General features: G+C 72.8%; 15 protein-coding genes. 9 read left to right on the top strand and 6 right to left on the bottom strand.

Going from position 1 to position 17,085, the window contains the following annotated elements; genetic code table 11:
- Positions 1-435 precede the first annotated feature (435 nt).
- Both sucC and sucD read left to right on the top strand, forming a co-directional pair.
- Entirely contained in the window at positions 436-1,617 is a 1,182-nt protein-coding gene (gene sucC / locus ACZ7P3_RS19415; RefSeq protein ID WP_472083213.1) for an ADP-forming succinate--CoA ligase subunit beta, read from the top strand.
- Between the two features lie 21 nt (positions 1,618-1,638).
- On the top strand, positions 1,639-2,523 hold the full coding sequence (gene sucD / locus ACZ7P3_RS19410) for a succinate--CoA ligase subunit alpha (protein ID WP_472083211.1): 885 nt from the start codon (positions 1,639-1,641) through the stop codon (positions 2,521-2,523).
- A gap of 145 nt (positions 2,524-2,668) precedes the next feature.
- Here sucD and ACZ7P3_RS19405 read toward each other — a convergent pair whose 3' ends face one another.
- Positions 2,669-3,610 carry an RNA polymerase sigma factor gene (locus tag ACZ7P3_RS19405; protein WP_472083209.1) on the bottom strand — a complete coding sequence of 314 codons (942 nt, stop codon included), beginning with the start codon at positions 3,608-3,610 and terminating at the stop codon, positions 2,669-2,671.
- Between the two features lie 45 nt (positions 3,611-3,655).
- Here ACZ7P3_RS19405 and ACZ7P3_RS19400 point away from each other — a divergent pair, with 45 nt between their 5' ends.
- Positions 3,656-5,647 carry a cell division protein PerM gene (locus ACZ7P3_RS19400; RefSeq protein WP_472083207.1) on the top strand — a complete coding sequence of 664 codons (1,992 nt, stop codon included), beginning with the start codon at positions 3,656-3,658 and terminating at the stop codon, positions 5,645-5,647.
- Positions 5,648-6,021: 374 nt separating this feature from the next.
- Here ACZ7P3_RS19400 and ACZ7P3_RS19395 read toward each other — a convergent pair whose 3' ends face one another.
- Positions 6,022-6,807 carry a hypothetical protein gene (locus ACZ7P3_RS19395; protein WP_472083205.1) on the bottom strand — a complete coding sequence of 262 codons (786 nt, stop codon included), beginning with the start codon at positions 6,805-6,807 and terminating at the stop codon, positions 6,022-6,024.
- 282 nt (positions 6,808-7,089) lie between these two features.
- Here ACZ7P3_RS19395 and purN point away from each other — a divergent pair, with 282 nt between their 5' ends.
- Together purN and purH are read left to right on the top strand one after the other, a co-directional pair.
- The gene (purN, locus tag ACZ7P3_RS19390; RefSeq protein ID WP_472083203.1) at positions 7,090-7,728 is read left to right on the top strand and encodes a phosphoribosylglycinamide formyltransferase; all 639 of its coding nucleotides are present in this window, start codon (positions 7,090-7,092) and stop codon (positions 7,726-7,728) included.
- Positions 7,725-9,296: a bifunctional phosphoribosylaminoimidazolecarboxamide formyltransferase/IMP cyclohydrolase gene (purH, locus tag ACZ7P3_RS19385; RefSeq protein WP_472083201.1), complete on the top strand. Its 1,572-nt coding sequence runs from the start codon at positions 7,725-7,727 to the stop codon at positions 9,294-9,296. Before purN ends, purH begins: the two co-directional genes overlap by 4 nt.
- Before the next feature lie 209 nt (positions 9,297-9,505).
- Here the strand turns inward: purH and ACZ7P3_RS19380 are convergent, their stop codons facing one another.
- The 4 genes from ACZ7P3_RS19380 to ACZ7P3_RS19365 all read right to left on the bottom strand — a co-directional run bounded on the left by ACZ7P3_RS19380 (position 9,506) and on the right by ACZ7P3_RS19365 (position 13,109).
- Positions 9,506-9,988, bottom strand: coding sequence for a hypothetical protein (locus tag ACZ7P3_RS19380; RefSeq protein ID WP_472083199.1), 483 nt, complete (start codon positions 9,986-9,988; stop codon positions 9,506-9,508).
- An 83-nt stretch (positions 9,989-10,071) separates the two neighbouring features.
- The gene (locus ACZ7P3_RS19375) at positions 10,072-11,625 is read right to left on the bottom strand and encodes a protein kinase domain-containing protein (RefSeq protein WP_472083197.1); all 1,554 of its coding nucleotides are present in this window, start codon (positions 11,623-11,625) and stop codon (positions 10,072-10,074) included.
- Positions 11,622-12,365 carry an FHA domain-containing protein gene (locus ACZ7P3_RS19370; protein ID WP_472083195.1) on the bottom strand — a complete coding sequence of 248 codons (744 nt, stop codon included), beginning with the start codon at positions 12,363-12,365 and terminating at the stop codon, positions 11,622-11,624. The genes ACZ7P3_RS19375 and ACZ7P3_RS19370 overlap by 4 nt, the downstream gene beginning before the upstream one ends.
- A 156-nt stretch (positions 12,366-12,521) precedes the next feature.
- The gene (locus tag ACZ7P3_RS19365) at positions 12,522-13,109 is read right to left on the bottom strand and encodes an RDD family protein (protein WP_472083193.1); all 588 of its coding nucleotides are present in this window, start codon (positions 13,107-13,109) and stop codon (positions 12,522-12,524) included.
- A gap of 265 nt (positions 13,110-13,374) precedes the next feature.
- On the opposite strand from ACZ7P3_RS19365, the gene ACZ7P3_RS19360 reads away from it, so the two are divergent.
- From ACZ7P3_RS19360 to ACZ7P3_RS19345, 4 genes are all read left to right on the top strand, one after another.
- Positions 13,375-14,229, top strand: coding sequence for a bifunctional methylenetetrahydrofolate dehydrogenase/methenyltetrahydrofolate cyclohydrolase (locus ACZ7P3_RS19360; RefSeq protein WP_472083191.1), 855 nt, complete (start codon positions 13,375-13,377; stop codon positions 14,227-14,229).
- Complete coding sequence (locus tag ACZ7P3_RS19355; protein WP_472083189.1) at positions 14,219-14,689, top strand: DUF3017 domain-containing protein; 471 nt, start codon at positions 14,219-14,221, stop codon at positions 14,687-14,689. Before ACZ7P3_RS19360 ends, ACZ7P3_RS19355 begins: the two co-directional genes overlap by 11 nt.
- Before the next feature lie 214 nt (positions 14,690-14,903).
- Positions 14,904-16,067: a sensor histidine kinase gene (locus tag ACZ7P3_RS19350; RefSeq protein ID WP_472083187.1), complete on the top strand. Its 1,164-nt coding sequence runs from the start codon at positions 14,904-14,906 to the stop codon at positions 16,065-16,067.
- Positions 16,064-16,738 carry a response regulator gene (locus ACZ7P3_RS19345; protein WP_472083185.1) on the top strand — a complete coding sequence of 225 codons (675 nt, stop codon included), beginning with the start codon at positions 16,064-16,066 and terminating at the stop codon, positions 16,736-16,738. The genes ACZ7P3_RS19350 and ACZ7P3_RS19345 overlap by 4 nt, the downstream gene beginning before the upstream one ends.
- The last annotated feature ends 347 nt before the right edge of the window (positions 16,739-17,085 follow it).

Genomic DNA, 17,085 nt, shown 5'->3' with positions numbered 1-17,085 from the left:
GCGGGGCATTGAGCAGCAGGGCTGTGTGCCCCGGACGGACTCCGCGGGGTGGCCGACCCGGACGGCCGAATGCCGTCGGCCCGTCCGGCCGGACCCCGCGGGACAGAGCGGCCGGTCCCCATTGGGGTGGGGATCAACCGCTCCGGGCTCTCTGGGCCCCGGCAAGAGGCCTCACCGGGTCAACCCCAGCCCGGTGAGGCCTCGACTTCGCGGCACGCCGTGTCAGGAAAACCGGCATCATGTGACAGGTATCACCGCTCAGGTGTGACCCGCGATTTAGAGGCCCCCCGCAAGCAGAGATAACCTGCGAGACGGACATGCCGCGCGCTCGGACACCGTGTGCGCCCCCCTAGTGACAAGCGGACGTCACGTTGCCCTTCGCGGCACGCCCACGCATCCAACGAACCGCGAGATCACTGATAGGGACGGAAGCGCGTGGACCTGTTCGAGTACCAGGCGAGGGACCTCTTCGCCAAGCACGATGTACCGGTGCTGGCCGGTGAAGTCATCGACACGCCTGAGGCGGCGCGCGAGATCACCGAGCGGCTGGGCGGCAAGTCTGTCGTCAAGGCGCAGGTGAAGGTCGGTGGTCGCGGCAAGGCCGGTGGCGTCAAGCTGGCCGCCTCCGCGGACGAGGCCGTCGCCCGTGCGACGGACATCCTCGGCATGGACATCAAGGGCCACACGGTCCACAAGGTCATGATCGCCGAGACCGCTCCGGAGATCGTCGAGGAGTACTACGTCTCCTTCCTCCTCGACCGTGCCAACCGCACCTTCCTCTCCATCGCCTCCGTAGAGGGCGGCGTGGAGATCGAGGAGGTGGCGGCCACCCGCCCGGAGGCCGTCGCCAAGACCCCGATCGACGCCATCGACGGTGTGGACGAGGCCAAGGCCCGCGAGATCGTCGCGGCCGCCAAGTTCCCGGCCGAGGTCGCCGACAAGGTCGCGAACGTCCTCGTCAAGCTGTGGGACACCTTCATCAAGTCGGACGCCCTCCTCGTCGAGGTCAACCCGCTCGCGAAGGTCGCCTCCGGCGAGGTCATCGCCCTCGACGGCAAGGTGTCGCTGGACGAGAACGCCGAGTTCCGTCACCCCGAGTACGAGGAGCTCCACGACAGGGCCGCCGCCAACCCGCTCGAGGCGGCCGCCAAGGAGAAGGGCCTCAACTACGTCAAGCTCGACGGCGAGGTCGGCATCATCGGCAACGGCGCGGGCCTGGTCATGTCGACCCTGGACGTCGTCGCCTACGCGGGTGAGAACCACAAGGGCGTCAAGCCGGCCAACTTCCTCGACATCGGTGGCGGTGCCTCCGCCGAGGTGATGGCGAACGGCCTGGAGATCATCCTCGGCGACCCGGACGTCAAGTCCGTCTTCGTCAACGTCTTCGGCGGCATCACCGCGTGCGACGCGGTCGCCAACGGCATCGTGCAGGCCCTGGAGCTCCTGGAGTCCAAGGGCGAAGAGGTCACCAAGCCGCTGGTCGTGCGTCTGGACGGCAACAACGCCGAGCTCGGTCGCAAGATCCTTGACGACCGCAACCACCCGCTCGTGCAGCGCGTGGACACCATGGACGGCGCGGCCGACAAGGCCGCCGAGCTGGCTGCTGCCGCGAAGTAAGGGACGAGGGCAAAGACAACCATGGCTATCTTCCTCACCAAGGAATCCAAGGTCATCGTCCAGGGCATGACCGGCTCCGAGGGCCAGAAGCACACCAAGCGCATGCTGGCTTCCGGCACGAACATCGTCGGTGGCGTGAACCCGCGCAAGGCGGGCCAGAGCGTCGACTTCGACGGCACGGAGATCCCCGTGTTCGGCTCGGTGGCCGAGGCCGTCGAGAAGACCGGCGCCGACGTCACGGTCATCTTCGTCCCGGAGAAGTTCACCAAGGACGCGGTCGTCGAGGCCATCGACGCCGAGATCCCGCTCGCGGTCGTCATCACCGAGGGCATCGCGGTGCACGACACGGCGGCCTTCTGGGCGTACGCGGGCAAGAAGGGCAACAAGACCCGGATCATCGGCCCGAACTGCCCCGGCCTGATCACCCCGGGTCAGTCGAACGCCGGCATCATCCCGGCCGACATCACCAAGCCGGGCCGCATCGGCCTGGTCTCGAAGTCGGGCACGCTGACGTACCAGATGATGTACGAGCTGCGGGACATCGGCTTCTCGACCTGCGTCGGCATCGGTGGTGACCCGATCATCGGCACCACCCACATCGACGCGCTGAAGGCGTTCCAGGACGACCCCGACACCGACATCATCGTCATGATCGGTGAGATCGGCGGCGACGCCGAGGAGCGGGCCGCGGCCTTCATCAAGGAGAACGTGACCAAGCCGGTCGTCGGCTACGTCGCGGGCTTCACCGCGCCCGAGGGCAAGACGATGGGCCACGCCGGCGCCATCGTGTCCGGCTCGTCCGGCACCGCCCAGGCGAAGAAGGAGGCCCTGGAGGCCGCCGGCGTCAAGGTCGGCAAGACGCCGACCGAGACGGCGAAGCTCGCCCGGGAGATCCTGAGCGCCTGAGCTTCCTGACAACACGTCGGTGGGCCCGTTCCCTTGACTGGGACGGGCCCACCGGCGTTTCACCCGCCCGCGGGCGGCACCGCCGGCGTCTCGCCCGCCCGTGCCACGGGCGCGCCCGCTCGTGCCACGGGCGCGATCGTCCGCGTCAGCGCGCGACCGGGGCAATCCGGTCCGGACCGTTGGCCTCCGCCTGGTGCAGCTTGGTGCGCAGGGCCGCTTCCTCCCGGGACAGGGGGCCCAGGGCCGGCGGCGGGGGAACGCCCTGCACCGCCTGGGCCGGGGCGATGGGGGGCTCGTAACGGGTGGGGGCCGTGCGGAGCGTCAGGGTCGTCGCTCCGACGATCGTGACCGTGAAGGCGATGGCCGCCCGGGTCCAGAACACGCTCCGGCGCTCGCCCGAGGTCCGCACCGCCGGCGGCCTGGCCGCGCGCAGGTGCTCCGCCGCGGCCAGTTCCGCGAGCCGGCGGTGCAACGCGGCCGGGTCGGCCACCTCCGGCACCTGGGCGGCCACGGCGGCGCGCGCGTGGGTCACGCGTTTCGCCGCCGCCGGGGTGCTCGCCTCCGTCTCCGCCGCCGTCTCCGGCAGATCGAGCCCGACGCCGTCGTACAGCACGAGCGTGCGCCGGTACGACGGCGGGAGCTGCAGCAGGGCGTGCAGCAGCGCACGGTCGGCGGGATCGGTGGGCGGGGGCTCCGGGGAGCGGTGGCGCGGCCGGAACCGGTGCCAGGGGGAGAGGGCGCACTCGTACGCCGTCGACCGTACCCACCCGGCCGGGTCCCGGTCCCGGGCCACCTCGGGCCAGCGTTGCCAGGCCTGCTGGAAGGCGCGCTCCACGGCCTCCCGGGCCAGTTCCCGGCGCCCGGTGAGCAGGTAGGTCTGCCGTACGAGAGCGGGGGCGCAGAACGCGTACAGCGCGTCGAAGGACTGAGCGGGTGTCAGGTCACACGCCTCCTGAGTCTGCGTCAGCGCCCCGGATGCGCAGGGGCGTCGGTGTTCCTCCGGCGATGGCGGCGGTCCCGCAGGGCTCTCCGTCACAAGACACCCCTTCGTACGAAAAAGAACATAAACATATATTGAGCGACACATCGGGGGTTCGCCTGTTACGACGGGAAAGCGCGTGTCGTTGGGAGCATGGCGGGCGTGACCCTGATGACCGCTCGCCGAGCGCTGCTGCCGTTCCTGCTGCACCGGATGCGCAACCGTTCGCCCGGGCTGGGCGAGAGCCTCGTGGCCGGCGCGGTCGCCGCCGGGCTCGGACTCGGCTCGCTCGCCGTGCTCGTCCTGGGGCTGTGGGTCAGCTCGCCGTACCCGGACAGCGGGCCGGGCGGCGCGCTGCACATCGCCGCCGCGCTGTGGCTGCTGGCGCACGGGGTCGAACTGGCCCGCACCGACACGCTCTCCGGCGTGCCCCAGCCGGTGGGCGTGACCCCGCTGCTGCTCCTCGCGCTGCCGGTGTGGCTGCTGTACCGGGCGGCGCGGGACGCGACGGACGTGTCCGCCGAGCCCGACGGGCCGCCGCCCGTTCCGGCCCGCACCGCGTGGACCGGGGTGGTCCTCGGCTATCTGACGGTCGGCGGCGCGGCCGCGCTGTACTGCTCCGGCAGCGAACTGCGGCCGGAATGGGGATGGGTGACGGTGTGTCTGCCGCTCGTCACCGCGGGCGCGGCGGCGGTCGGGGTCTGGTCGGCGCACGGCCGCCCCGCCGAGCCCGTCCTCGAACTGCTGTCGGCGCTGCCGGGGCCGGTGCGGCGGCTGGTGTCCGGGGCGGACGCGGGGCCGCGGCTGGGCGCGGCCGTACGGGCCGCGGGCGCCGGGACGACGGTGCTCTTCGGGGGCGGGGCGCTGCTGCTCGGCGCGTCGCTGGTGCTGCACGGCGAGGCGGCGCGGGCGTCCTTCGTGCAGCTGACCGAGGGCTGGACCGGACGGTTCGCGGTGCTGCTGCTCGGGGCCGCGCTGATCCCCAACGGAGCGGTGTGGTCGGCGTCCTACGCCCTCGGCCCCGGCTTCACCCTCGGCGCCGGACACCTGGTGCATCCCCTCGCCTCCGACCCCGCCCCGCTGCTGCCGCCGTTCCCGCTGCTCGCCGCGGTACCGGACGCGGGCGTCGGGACGCCGCTGAACTGGGCGGCGGGAGTGGTGCCGGTGGCGGCCGGAGCGACGGTCGCGTGGTTCGTGGCGCGGGCGGCCGTGGCACGCGGAGGGCGGGCGGAAGGGACGGGGGAGCCGTTGCGGCGCTGGTCGGCCTGGCGGACCTGCGGGGTGTTCGCGCTGGCGGCGCTGGTGTGCGCGGTGGGCTTCGCCCTCCTCGCCGCGCTGTCCGGCGGCCCGCTGGGCGTGGCCGCACTGGCCCGGTTCGGGCCGGTGTGGTGGCAGAGCGGGGGAGCCGTCTGGCTCTGGATCACGGTGATCGGGCTGCCGGTGGTGCTCGTGGTGCGGGCGTGGCGCCTGTGGGGTCCGCGGGCGCGGGTCGCGGTTCCGGCACAGGGGACGGGGAGCGGGACGACGGCGGCGACGGAGGCCGCGAAGGAGCCGGTGGAGGCCGGGAACGGGCAGGAGGCCGGGAGCGGGTCGCCGACGGCCACCGCGAAGGAGTCGGCGAACGACACCCAGGGCAAGTCGGGCAAGGCGGCGAAGGACACGCAGGGAAGGTCGGGCAAGGCGGCGAAGGGCCAGGCCCACCCGGAGTCGGCGGGCGGCGCCGCCGAGCCGGACGAGGCCGAGCTGTACGACTTCCTGCCCGCCGACGACCCGTTCGCCTCGTCCTGGCACGACGACCTCGCCCGAGCCCCCCGCTGGGCGGCCCTGCGAGACGCCACACCCCCGGACGCACCCGCCGCGCCCACCTCCGCCAACGGTCCGTCACCGCAGGAGCCGTCACCGCAGGAACCGTCAGCCGCCCCGGCACCGCCCAGGGACGCACGGCCGCCCACGGACGCACGGCCGCCCAGGAACGCACCGTCGCCCAGAGACGCACAGTCGCCCTCGGACGCACAACCGTCCGCCGATGCCGAACCACCCGCCTCCGTCGACCGCCTGCCCCTGCCGCAGCCGTCATCCCCCGTGGACGAAACTCCGCCACCCGCCGACCCGGCCGACCCATCCGACCCACCGGGTACCCCTTAGGCACACACCCCCGTGGCCGGGCGTGCCCCAGGTCCCCGTATCCGGGCGTGCCGGGCGCCCACGGGCCGGCTGCCGGAGATCCCCGCGGGCGGGCGCGCCAGGACGCCCGGCCGGCGGTCCGGCGGCAGGACAACCCCCGTAGGCCCGCGCGTCGGAGGGCGGACCAACCCCCGTAGGCCGGTGCGTCGGACCCAGTGAGTCCGGGCGGCCGGTCCGCCGGACAGACCTTGGCTGTGGCCTGGTGCCCTCGGTCGTCGCCCGGCGCCTCGGCTGTCGCCCGGCGCTTCGGCTGCTGCCCGGCGCTTCGGCTGCTGCCCGGTGCCTCGGCTGCTGTCCAGGCGCCTCCGTTGTTCCCCGGCGCCTCGGCTGTCGCCCTAGCTGTTGCCGACCCCCAGCACGCCCCGCAGCTCCTTCGGCAGGAGCTGGTCGCAGGACTGTTTGGCCTCGTGGGTCAGCGCGTCGTTGACGCAGGTGTAGTAGTCGCGGTAGACGAACTGCACGGCGAAGGTCGTGCCCACCAGGGCGAGCGCCAGGGCGGCCGTCACCAGACCGCCGATCGCCGCCGTGGTCTGCGGGCGCCCGCCCGCAGGGGCGGCGGGGGCGGCAGGCGCGTCCGGGGTCTCCGGACCGGGGGTGCGGGGCTTGGCGCGCAGGGCGCTGATGCCCCAGTACAGGGCCAGCGCGCCCAGCAGCAGGGACACGTACGGCCAGCTGAACAGCGCGAAGAAGACCGCCCACATACCGGAGAGAAGCGCATAGCGGGCACGGCGCTGGACCGGGTCCGTCGGGTCCCAGCGCATACCGGGCCCGGTCGGACCGCCCGGGCCCTCCGGACCGCCGCCGGGGCGCTCGCCGAAGCCGCCGGGGGAGCGGCCGGGCTGGCGGTCGCTCCACTGGCTGCCCCAGGAGCCGTCCCCGGAGCCGGAGCCCGAGGACCCCTCGGGATGGCGGGGCTGCCACGGCTGGTCGGGGGTGCCCTCCGGCGGCGGCGCGAACGGGTTGTCGTCCTGCTGCTCACCGCCCTGCCGGCCGCCGTCCCGCCCGCCCTTGGGCGCCTCGGGAGGCGATGCCGGCCGCTCCCGCAGCAGCACGGAGCCGCGCTCGCCCCCCTGGTCCGGACGCGGGGGGAACGTGAGGAGTCGCAGGCTGCGATCGGGCATCAAAAGAGCGTCTTCCCCTAGGCGGATACGGCAGTCGACGAGAGCTTCCACCCAGTGAACGTGCCGCACGACGACCGCGTTCCCGAGGCTGCTCGTTCTCGATTCCTCCCGAACGCTACCTTCCGGCCACGCACCCGTCCCGTGGGGGCCTTCGCGAGTGCCGGTATCGTTGCTGACGGTCGGCCGCTTCGTAGACTTCCCCGTATCCAGGGGGGCGAAGCATTCGTACGACTGTACAAACCGCCGGCCGGATACACCGCCTCCCCGAGAAAGGGCCCCACCGTGGCCGCCACCCCCGCTGGCCCAGCGGACAAGCGCCTCGTCGTGCTGGTCTCCGGATCCGGCACCAATCTGCAGGCGCTGCTGGACGAGATCGAGCGCACCGGAGCCGAGTCGTACGGCGCGCGGATCGTCGCCGTCGGGGCGGACCGCACCGGCATCGAGGGGCTCGCCCGTGCCGAGCGGGCCGGGCTGCCGACCTTCGTGTGCCGGGTGAAGGACCACGGCACGCGCGAGGAGTGGGACGCCGCCCTCGCCGAGGCCGTGGCCGCGTACGAGCCCGACCTCGTGGTCTCCGCCGGGTTCATGAAGATCGTCGGGAAGGAATTCCTCGCGCGCTTCGGCGGGCGGTTCGTCAACACGCACCCCGCCCTGCTGCCCAGTTTTCCCGGGGCCCACGGCGTGCGCGACGCGCTCGCGTACGGCGCCAGGGTCACCGGCTGCACCGTCCACTTCGTCGACGACGGCGTCGACACCGGGCCGATCATCGCCCAGGGCGTGGTCGAGGTCCGGGACGAGGACGACGAGAGCGCGCTGCACGAGCGCATCAAGGAAGTCGAGCGAAGGCTGCTCGTCGAGGTCGTGGGGCGGCTCGCCCGCAACGGCTATCGCATTGAGGGACGAAAGGTAGTTATCCAGTGACCGCCACCGCCGAGAGCACCAAGCGGCCCATTCGCCGGGCGCTCGTCAGCGTCTATGACAAGACCGGGCTGGAAGACCTCGCGCGCGGGCTGCACGAGGCCGGTGTCGAGCTCGTCTCCACCGGGTCCACGGCCGGCCGCATCGCCGCCGCCGGTGTCCCCGTCACCAAGGTGGAGGAGCTGACCGGCTTCCCCGAGTGCCTGGACGGCCGGGTCAAGACGCTGCACCCGAAGGTGCACGCCGGCATCCTGGCCGACCTGCGTCTGGACAGCCACCGCGAGCAGCTCGCCGAGCTGGGTGTCGAGCCGTTCGACCTGGTCGTCGTCAACCTCTACCCGTTCCGCGAGACGGTCGCCTCCGGCGCCTCGGACGACGAGTGCGTGGAGCAGATCGACATCGGCGGCCCCTCGATGGTGCGCGCCGCCGCCAAGAACCACCCGTCCGTCGCGGTGGTGACCAGCCCGGAGCGCTACGCCGACGTGCTCGCGGCCGTCAAGGAGGGCGGCTTCGACCTCGCCACCCGCAAGCGGCTGGCCGCCGAGGCCTTCCAGCACACGGCCGCCTACGACGTGGCCGTCGCCTCCTGGTTCGCGTCCTCCTACGCCCCCGTCGACGAGTCGCCGTTCCCGGACTTCACGGGCGTCACCTACGAGCGCAGGCACACCCTGCGCTACGGCGAGAACCCGCACCAGCCCGCCGCGCTCTACGCCGGCGGCCCGGCCGGCGGTCTCGCGGACGCCGAGCAGCTGCACGGCAAGGAGATGTCGTACAACAACTACACGGACACGGACGCCGCCCGCCGTGCCGCGTACGACCACGACGAGCCCTGTGTCGCGATCATCAAGCACGCCAACCCGTGCGGCATCGCGACCGGAGCGGACGTCGCCGAGGCGCACCGCAAGGCGCACGCCTGCGACCCGCTGTCCGCGTTCGGCGGTGTCATCGCCGTGAACCGCCCGGTCAGCAAGGAGATGGCGGAGCAGGTTGCGGAGATCTTCACCGAGGTCATCGTCGCGCCGGACTACGAGGAGGGGGCCCTGGAGGCCCTCGCCACCAAGAAGAACATCCGTGTGCTGAAGGCCCCGAACGGCCCGTGCAACCGGCTGGAGGCCAAGCAGATCGACGGCGGCGTGCTGCTCCAGGCCACCGACCGGCTCCAGGCCGACGGCGACGACCCGGCCAACTGGACGCTGGCCAGCGGTGAGGCGCTGAGCGAGGAGGAGCTGAAGGACCTGGCCTTCGCCTGGAAGGCGTGCCGCGCGGTGAAGTCCAACGCGATCCTGCTCGCCAAGGACGGCGCCTCCGTCGGCGTCGGCATGGGCCAGGTCAACCGCGTCGACTCCTGCAAGCTGGCCGTCGAGCGGGCCGGGGAGGAGCGTGCCCGCGGCTCCTACGCGGCCTCCGACGCGTTCTTCCCGTTCCCCGACGGCCCCGAGATCCTGATCGGTGCCGGGGTCCGGGCGATCGTCCAGCCGGGCGGCTCGATCCGTGACGAACTCGTGGTGGAGGCCGCCAAGAAGGCGGGCGTGACCATGTACTTCACGGGCACGCGCCACTTCTTCCACTGACCCCACCGCACCGACCCCACCGGTGCGCCGGTCCCGTCGGCACCGGCGGCGAGCCGCCTCCACCGGTCCGCCGGCACCGTCACGGCCCGGCGGGACCGCCGGCGGTGCCGGAGAAACACGACGCCGGCGCTGCCGGAGCGGTGAGCACGCCGTGACCGACGGCCTCCGACCCTCCCCCGAGGGAGCCGGAGGCCGTCTGCTCCGTCAGGTCAGCACGGGCGCAGGGACCAGATCGGGTCCCAGGTCGCGGTGCCGGCCTGGTAGGCCGTCGAGGTCCAGCGGACGCTGCCGTCCCGGTTGAAGAACCTGGCGACCGTGCCCGGCGTCTGGTTGTTGGTGAACGGACCGTCCCCGGTCCAGTTGTTCACGGTCCAGGTCTGGCACTTGTAGAAGTCGAACTTGGTGCCGTTGACGATCATGCACAGGTGGCCGTAGGCGCAGTCCAGGTCCTTCGCCGCGGCCCTCCCCTTCGGGGCGGCGGTGAGGGTCAGGCCGTCGTACCGGACCGTGCCGGCGGAGACCTGCAGGGGCTTCGGGTGCCCCGCGAGGACCCGGTCGGCCGTCTGCTGGAGGCCGGTGACCCGGGTTCCGTCCGGGACGGCGGCGGTCGCCGCGACCGTGGACCCGGCGAGCAGGGCGGTGGCCGCGACGAGCAGCGCGGCGGGCTTGGCGATGTTCACGTGTTCCCCCATGTGAACGGGCGGTGTGGTTGCTCCACCGTGGCGGAGTGGTCCCACCGTCCCAGCGGGGGCCGGGCGCCGGTACCTCGGAAGTCTCAGGGTCCCTTCTTTCCCGGGGGCGTGTACTCCTTGAGGTAGTGGGCGACGCGGGCACAGTAGGCGCGGTACTCCGGGGGGATCCCGCCCGCCGCGTTCACCCTCTTGTACGACGTCCGGTAACCGGCCGCGATCAGCAGCCGCTTGTCGCCGGGCAGGCCGGCCTTCAGATGGGGATCGATGTAACACAGGTAGCGGCCCATGGCCGGAATGGACACGGAGGGGGTCAGCGGCGGCGTGGGCGTCGCCGACGCGGGAATGCCGTTGTCCTGCATCCACCAGCGCAGGACGCCGGGCGTCCAGCGGGCGATGCCGAACTCCTGCCGTCCGGGGTCCGAGAGGTCCGGGTCGAAGTTGCTCTCGGCCTTCAGCATCGCCGCGATGAGCGCGGGCGTGACCTCGGGCCGGGGACAGGCGTGGGCGGAGTCCACGATGAGCCGGCGGTAGACGGCCGGGACGCCTTTGCCGGTCCGCAGTTCCGAGGCGCCGTAGGCGGCGAGGGCGACATCGCGGGACCCGTCGTGCCCGTCCGCGGCCCAGGTGCTGATGCCGTAGCCGAGGGCCGCGACGGCGAGGGTCGCGGCCACGGTGCCGGCGATCACCGCAGGCCGGCGTCCGCGGCGCGGCAACAGGCGGGGCAGGCGCGGCGACCGGCCCGTACCCGCGGCGGCCTCGACGCGGCGCAGCAGCGCCTGTGTGGTGATGCGGGTGGCGTGCGTACGGGACAGGCAGTCGCGGACGATCTCCCGCCAGGAGTCCGGCAGTTCGGTCGACAGCCGCAGTTCGTCGGTGCCGCGGGCGTAGGCGGCCGCCGCGTCCCGGCGGGCCGTGGGGGTGGGGCCGGAGAGCGGGAAGGAGCCGGCCAGGACGAGGTGGGCGAGCACGCCGAAGGCCCAGACGTCGGCGGACGCGCGGATCCGGCGGCCGCGTTCGCCGATCTCCGCCCACAGCAGCTCGGGCGGGGTGTAGTCGGGGGTGGAGAAGGCGGGGGTGTAGGCGTGGGTGCCCTCCAGTTCGGCGGCCATGTTGAAGTCGGCGAGGCGGGCGGAGCCGTCCGCCATCAGCAGCACGTTGGCCGGTTTCAGGTCCCCGTGCACCCAGCCCGCCCGGTGCAGCTGGGCCAGCCCCTCGCAGACCTGCGCCAGCAGGGCGGGCCCGGCTGCCGGGCGGGGCGAGGCGGCGAGCAGCGTGGACAGGGAGCCTTCGGCCCGTTCCAGTACGAGGACGGTGGCGCCGTCCAGGGCCGGGCGGGCCGGGTCGTCGACGACGAGGGTCTCGTACATCCGGATCAGCCGCGGCCGCCTGAGCCGGCGGTGCACCTCGATCTCACGCTCGATGAGTTCGCGCAGGTGGGTCAGCTGGCGCGGGGTTCCGGTGCCGGTGGGCAGGAACTTCAGGGCGGCGGTCCCGGGCAGCTCCGCGCCGGCGGGGGAGCCGCCGGTCCGCCGGGCCGCGTAGACGCTGCCGAAGGCGCCCGTCGCGATCGGCTCGCGCACCTCCCAGACGCCGACCCGGTAGCCCTTGGGGACCGGCACGGCGTACGGCTCGGTCACCGGGCCGTCCGGCTCACCGGCGTGGACAGGACGACCAGGTCGTCCTCGCGCACGAGGTCGAAGCGGAGCGCCAGGGAGACCAGGGACTCCTTCTTGCCGTTGAGGCGGGGACCCGTGTCCGCGGTGTCCGGGGCGGGCTTGAGACGCAGCTTCACGGCCAGGTAGTCGATGTTCCACTGCACCGAGGTGCGCGAGGCGGCCGGCCAGGCGGGGCGCAGCCGGTCGACGACCTGGTCGACGGTGGGCAGCGGGGCGTGCGGATCCCCGCGCAGCCGCGGTTCGCACAGGGCGGCCAGGACGGCGAAGTAGCGCTTGGTGCGGTCGACGGAGAAGGCCGGGGCGGTGGTGTCGCCGTCCGCGCCGCCGCCGTCGCGCAGGTAGTCGTGGCGCGGCGCCCACACCTCGATCGGCAGCAGGTCGCCGGCGGCCGGCAGCACGATGCGCGAGAACTCGAACGGGACGGGCGCGTCGAGTCTGCCCGGGCCGACCTTGATGTGCTCGCCGGCGCCTTCCGGGTTCTCCACCACGTACGTCTGCCGCGCGGACAGGTTGCTCAGTATCCAGAAAGCGCCCTGGGCGCCGAGCTCGCCGGCCCGGCGCGAGACCCCGTCGTGCGGGATCGGCAGATCGTTGCCGGGCGCCCGGCCGAAGGTGAGGCGCTCGCCGGGGGCGAGCCGGATCTGGGTGCGGTGGGCTCGGTCCTCCGGGGTCGGCGGAGGTACGACGATGATGCTGTACAAGGTGTGTCTCCCCGTGCCTGACGGCTACCCCGGTCAGAACGGCTGTCCCGGTCAGACTAGGGGGGACACGCCAGGGCCGTGTCTCCCCTGGACGGGTGAGACACGGCCCTTGACGGTGAATGGCGCGAACTGTTCTGTCGCGCGGGGGCGTTCGGCTCAGTTGCTGCGGATCACGATCGAGCCGCACACCTTGTCGGCGAACGTCTGGCTCTTGGAGTCCCACGCCGGCCACAGGTAACCGAGGTAGCAGGGCAGGCTGTCCAGGAAGTGGGCCAGCTGGCGCACGAACGCCATGCCGGCGCCGAGCGGCTGGCCGGTGTCCTCCTTGAGCGTGCGGATGCCGACCACCTTCTTGCCGACGGTCTGGCCGGTCCTGCCCTCCTGGACCACCTGCCAGACGAGGATGCCGATCATGGCGAGGAAGCCGAGGAGCGACAGGGCCGGAGCGTTCGCCTTCACGCCGATCAGGACGAGCGGGAGGTAGACGACCATGTACAGGATGACGTCGATCAGCTTGCTGAGGAACCGCTGCCCCCAGTTCGCGTACGAGGGCTGCATCCCGTAGCCGCCCTGCTGCGGGTAGCCCGGGTACCCCGGCTGCTGCGGGTAGCCGTAGCCCTGCTGGGGCGGCACGCCGGGGGCCTGCGGGTAGCCGTAGCCGGGCTGGCCCTGCTGCGGGTAGCCATAGCCCTGCTGGGGGTTCTGGGGCTGACCGTGGGGCGGGTTGGGCGAGCCGAAACTCATGGCGGATTTCCTCCGTTGACACTGCGGGGACGACGCGGAAGGAACGGAGGAACGTCAGGATCTGAGCGGTTTGCCCCCCAACCGGACCGCGATGCTGCGGCGCTCATGGTCATAGGAAAGGCTGATTGTTGTCCAGCTGGGTACGCGAGGTGTTGTGCAAGTGCAACATCATCGATCAAGGACGGGCGGCCCGGCGGGAGCGCGCGGACCTGCCCGTGGCCACCCGGATTGGAACCGGGAGCCGGTCATCCGCGAGGATGGTGTCATGACCGCCCAGATTCTCGATGGCAAGGCCACCGCAGCCGCGATCAAGACCGATCTGACCGCCCGCGTGGCGGCGCTGAAGGAGAAGGGTGTCACGCCCGGCCTCGGCACGATCCTGGTCGGGGAAGACCCCGGCAGCCAGAAGTACGTCGCCGGCAAGCACCGCGACTGCGCCCAGGTCGGCATCGCCTCCATCCAGCGCGAGCTGCCGGCCACGGCCACCCAGGAGGAGATCGAGGCGGTCGTCCGGGAGCTGAACGAGGACCCGGCCTGCACCGGCTACATCGTCCAGCTCCCGCTGCCCAAGGGCATCGACGAGAACCGCGTCCTGGAGCTGATGGACCCGGCCAAGGACGCGGACGGCCTGCACCCGATGAACCTCGGCCGCCTCGTCCTCAACGAGCCGGCGCCGCTGCCCTGCACCCCCAACGGCATCCTGACCCTGCTGCGCCGCCACGGCGTCGAGATCAAGGGCGCCGAGGTCGTGGTCGTCGGCCGGGGCGTGACCATCGGCCGTCCGATGCCGCTGCTGCTCACCCGGCGCAGCGAGAACGCCACCGTGACCCAGTGCCACACCGGCACCCGTGACCTGTCCGCCCACCTGAAGCGGGCCGACATCATCATCGCGGCGGCCGGCTTCCCGCACCTGATCCGTGGCGAGGACGTCAAGCCGGGCGCGGCCGTCCTGGACGTCGGCGTCTCCCGCAACGCCGAGGGGAAGATCGTCGGCGACGTGCACCCGGACGTGACCGAGGTGGCCGCCTGGATCTCCCCGAACCCGGGCGGCGTGGGCCCGATGACCCGCGCGCAGCTTCTGGTCAACGTGGTCGAGGCGGCGGAGCGCAGTGCCGGCTGAGGACACCCACGACTCGGAACCGACCGCGCGCGACGCGATCAGCGCCCCCGACCGCGAGGGGCACCCGCGGCGGGTCACGCGCCGCTTCCCGCTGTTCACCAGGGACACCGCGCGCCCCGAGGGCGGCGGCCGGGCCGCCCCCGGCGACGCCCCGGCGCCCGCCCGGCAGTGGCCGATGCTGGTGGTGCTGGGCGCGGTCGCGCTCGGCCTGCTGCTGACCGCGCTCGACGTCTTCCGCTACGGCACCCTGCTGATCGGCGTCGCCCTGCTGGCCGGGGCGGTCATGCGCTGGATACTGCCCAGCGTCGGCATGCTCGCCGTACGCTCGCGCTTCACGGACATCGCCACCTACGGGATATTGGGCCTCGCGATCGTCCTGCTGACGATGATGGCCCAGCCCAGACCGTGGCTGGAGATCCCGTTCCTGAAGGACACGCTGCACTTCACGCTGACCAAATAGAACCGCCCGCACGACGGTGGCCCGCGTCTCCCCCGGGGACGCGGGCCACCGGCTTGCCCCCTCGCCGACGCTACGGCCGCCCGCCCGGCGCCCGCGTCCACCTCCGGGCTGAACTCCTCCGTCCGACGGGGGAGGCAGCGTCGCGGGGCTGCAACTTCCGCGGTACCGCCGCAGGTTGACTCCCCGGTCCCGCTGCGGGCGTTACCCTGCGGCGATGCACCCGAGGACCCCCCGCCCGCTCGTCGTGGACGCGCTGATCGCGGTGGCCATGGCCGTGGTCGCCGTCCTGCTGGGGCAGGAGTCGCGGTCGCAGGGCTGGCAGGAACTCGACGCGCGCGCCTACGTCCTGGTCGCCCTGGCACACCTGCCGGTGACGCTGCGCGGCCGATGGCCGGTCGCCGTCTTCGCCGCCGTCCAGGCGGCCGCACTCGTCTACATCACCCTCGGCTACTGGCCGGTGGTGTGCACCTTCGGCTCGATGCTGGCCCTCTACACGGTCGCCTCGGTCCGCCCGGTGCGCACCGCGCTCGCCTGCGCCGCCTGCATGACCGCGCTGTGGGCGTACGCCGGAGCGGTCAGCCGCACCCCGTCCATGGCCTCCGTGCTCGGGCAGGCGCTGCTGTACTCCTCGGTGCTGGTCTGGTTCGGGCACCTGGCCCGCCGCTCCGCCGAACTGACCCGCCGGCTGCACGCGGAGCAGGCCGAGCGGGCCCGGCGCGCGGTCGCCGAGGAACGGGGGCGGATCGCGCGGGAGCTGCACGACGTGGTCGCCCACCACATGTCGGTCATCTCCGTCCAGGCGGGCCTGGCCCGCTTCGTCTTCGCCTCCGACCCCGGCAAGGCCCGCGGGGCGCTCGGCACCATCGCCGACACCAGCGGCGAGGCCCTGGAGGAACTCCGGCGCATGCTCCACGTGCTGCGCGAGGAGGACCCGCAGGCCCCCGAGGGCGCCCCCATGCCCACCCTGGCCCGCCTCGGCGACCTCCTCGACCGGGTGCGCTCCGGCGGCCTGCCCGTGGACCTGGCCGTCGAGGGCGGCGAACGGCCGCTGCCGCCCGGCGTCGAACTGTGCGCCTACCGCGTCGTCCAGGAGGCCCTCACCAACGTCCTCAAGCACGCCGGCCCGGCACACGCGCGCGTGGAGCTGCGCTACGGGGCCCACGACCTGACCGTCCGGGTCGTCGACGACGGGGAGGGGGTGAATCCGGACAGAGTCCGCCCGGGCGCCGGACACGGCTTGATCGGCATGCGCGAACGGGCCAAGCTCTACGGCGGGACCATCAGCGTCGGCCCGCGCGCCGAGGGCGGGTACCAGGTCCAGCTGACCCTGCCCACCTCGGCCACGCAGACCCGGCGGGGGGACGACCGTACGCGATGACCAGAGTCCTCGTCGTCGACGACCAGTTCCTCATCCGCGCCGGGCTCGTGGGCCTGCTGGACGCCGTGCCGGGCTTCGAGGTGGTGGGGGAGGCGGGCGACGGCGAGGAGGCCGTGCGGCTCGCCGCCGAGACCCGGCCCGACGTGATCCTGATGGACATCCGGATGCCCGGCACGGGCGGCATCGAGGCCACCGAGCGCATCCTCGCCCAGGCCGCCGCGGACGCGCCCCGGGTGCTCGTGCTGACCACCTTCGACCTCGACGAGTACGTCTACGGGGCGCTGCGCGCCGGGGCCGCCGGGTTCCTGCTGAAGGACTCCGGACCCGAGCGGCTGCTCGCCGCGATCACCGCGGTCGACGGCGGCGACGCCCTGTTCGCGCCCAGCGTCACCCGCCGTCTGGTCGAGGCCTTCACCCGCCCCCAGGCCCCCGCCGGCCCCGAGGCCGCCGACCCGCCGCCCGACCTCGGCGTGCTGACCGCGCGTGAGACCGAGGTCCTCAGGCTCACCGCCCGTGGCCTGTCCAACCTGGAGATCGCCGAGCGCCTCTACATCAGCGAGGCCACCGTCAAGACCCACCTCAACCGCACCATGACCAAGCTCGAACTGGGCAGCCGGGCCCAGGCGGTGGTGGTGGCGTACGAGACGGGACTGGTCACACCGGGCGGTTGAACGCCCGGGGGACGCCGGAGAACGGCGGTTCGTCCCCTCCCCCGAGCAAGGACGAGCCGCCGCCGAGACCCAGACTCCCCGCTGTGAACGGCCTGTTCAACGCCCGTCTGTACGCTGTGGCACGGAAGTGACCGTTCCGCTACGGTGTCCGCGCACTGCCACATGTGTCGCCATCGTGTCGATGTACCGACGAATCGGGGATACGGTACGAAGACCCCGTGGACACAGGGGCACGGCCGGCGGAACCGATGCTCCTGTGCGCCCCCGCTCCGGGAACTGGGATCCTTAGTCAGCGCATCCCTGTGGGTAGCCAGAACGGGGCCGGGCGGTACCCGACCGGACCGGCG

The sequence above is a fragment of the Streptomyces sp. NPDC107581 genome (genome assembly GCF_055657175.1).
Note: the sequence above shows the minus strand (reverse complement) of the source record. Positions and strands in the feature narration are given on the sequence as shown.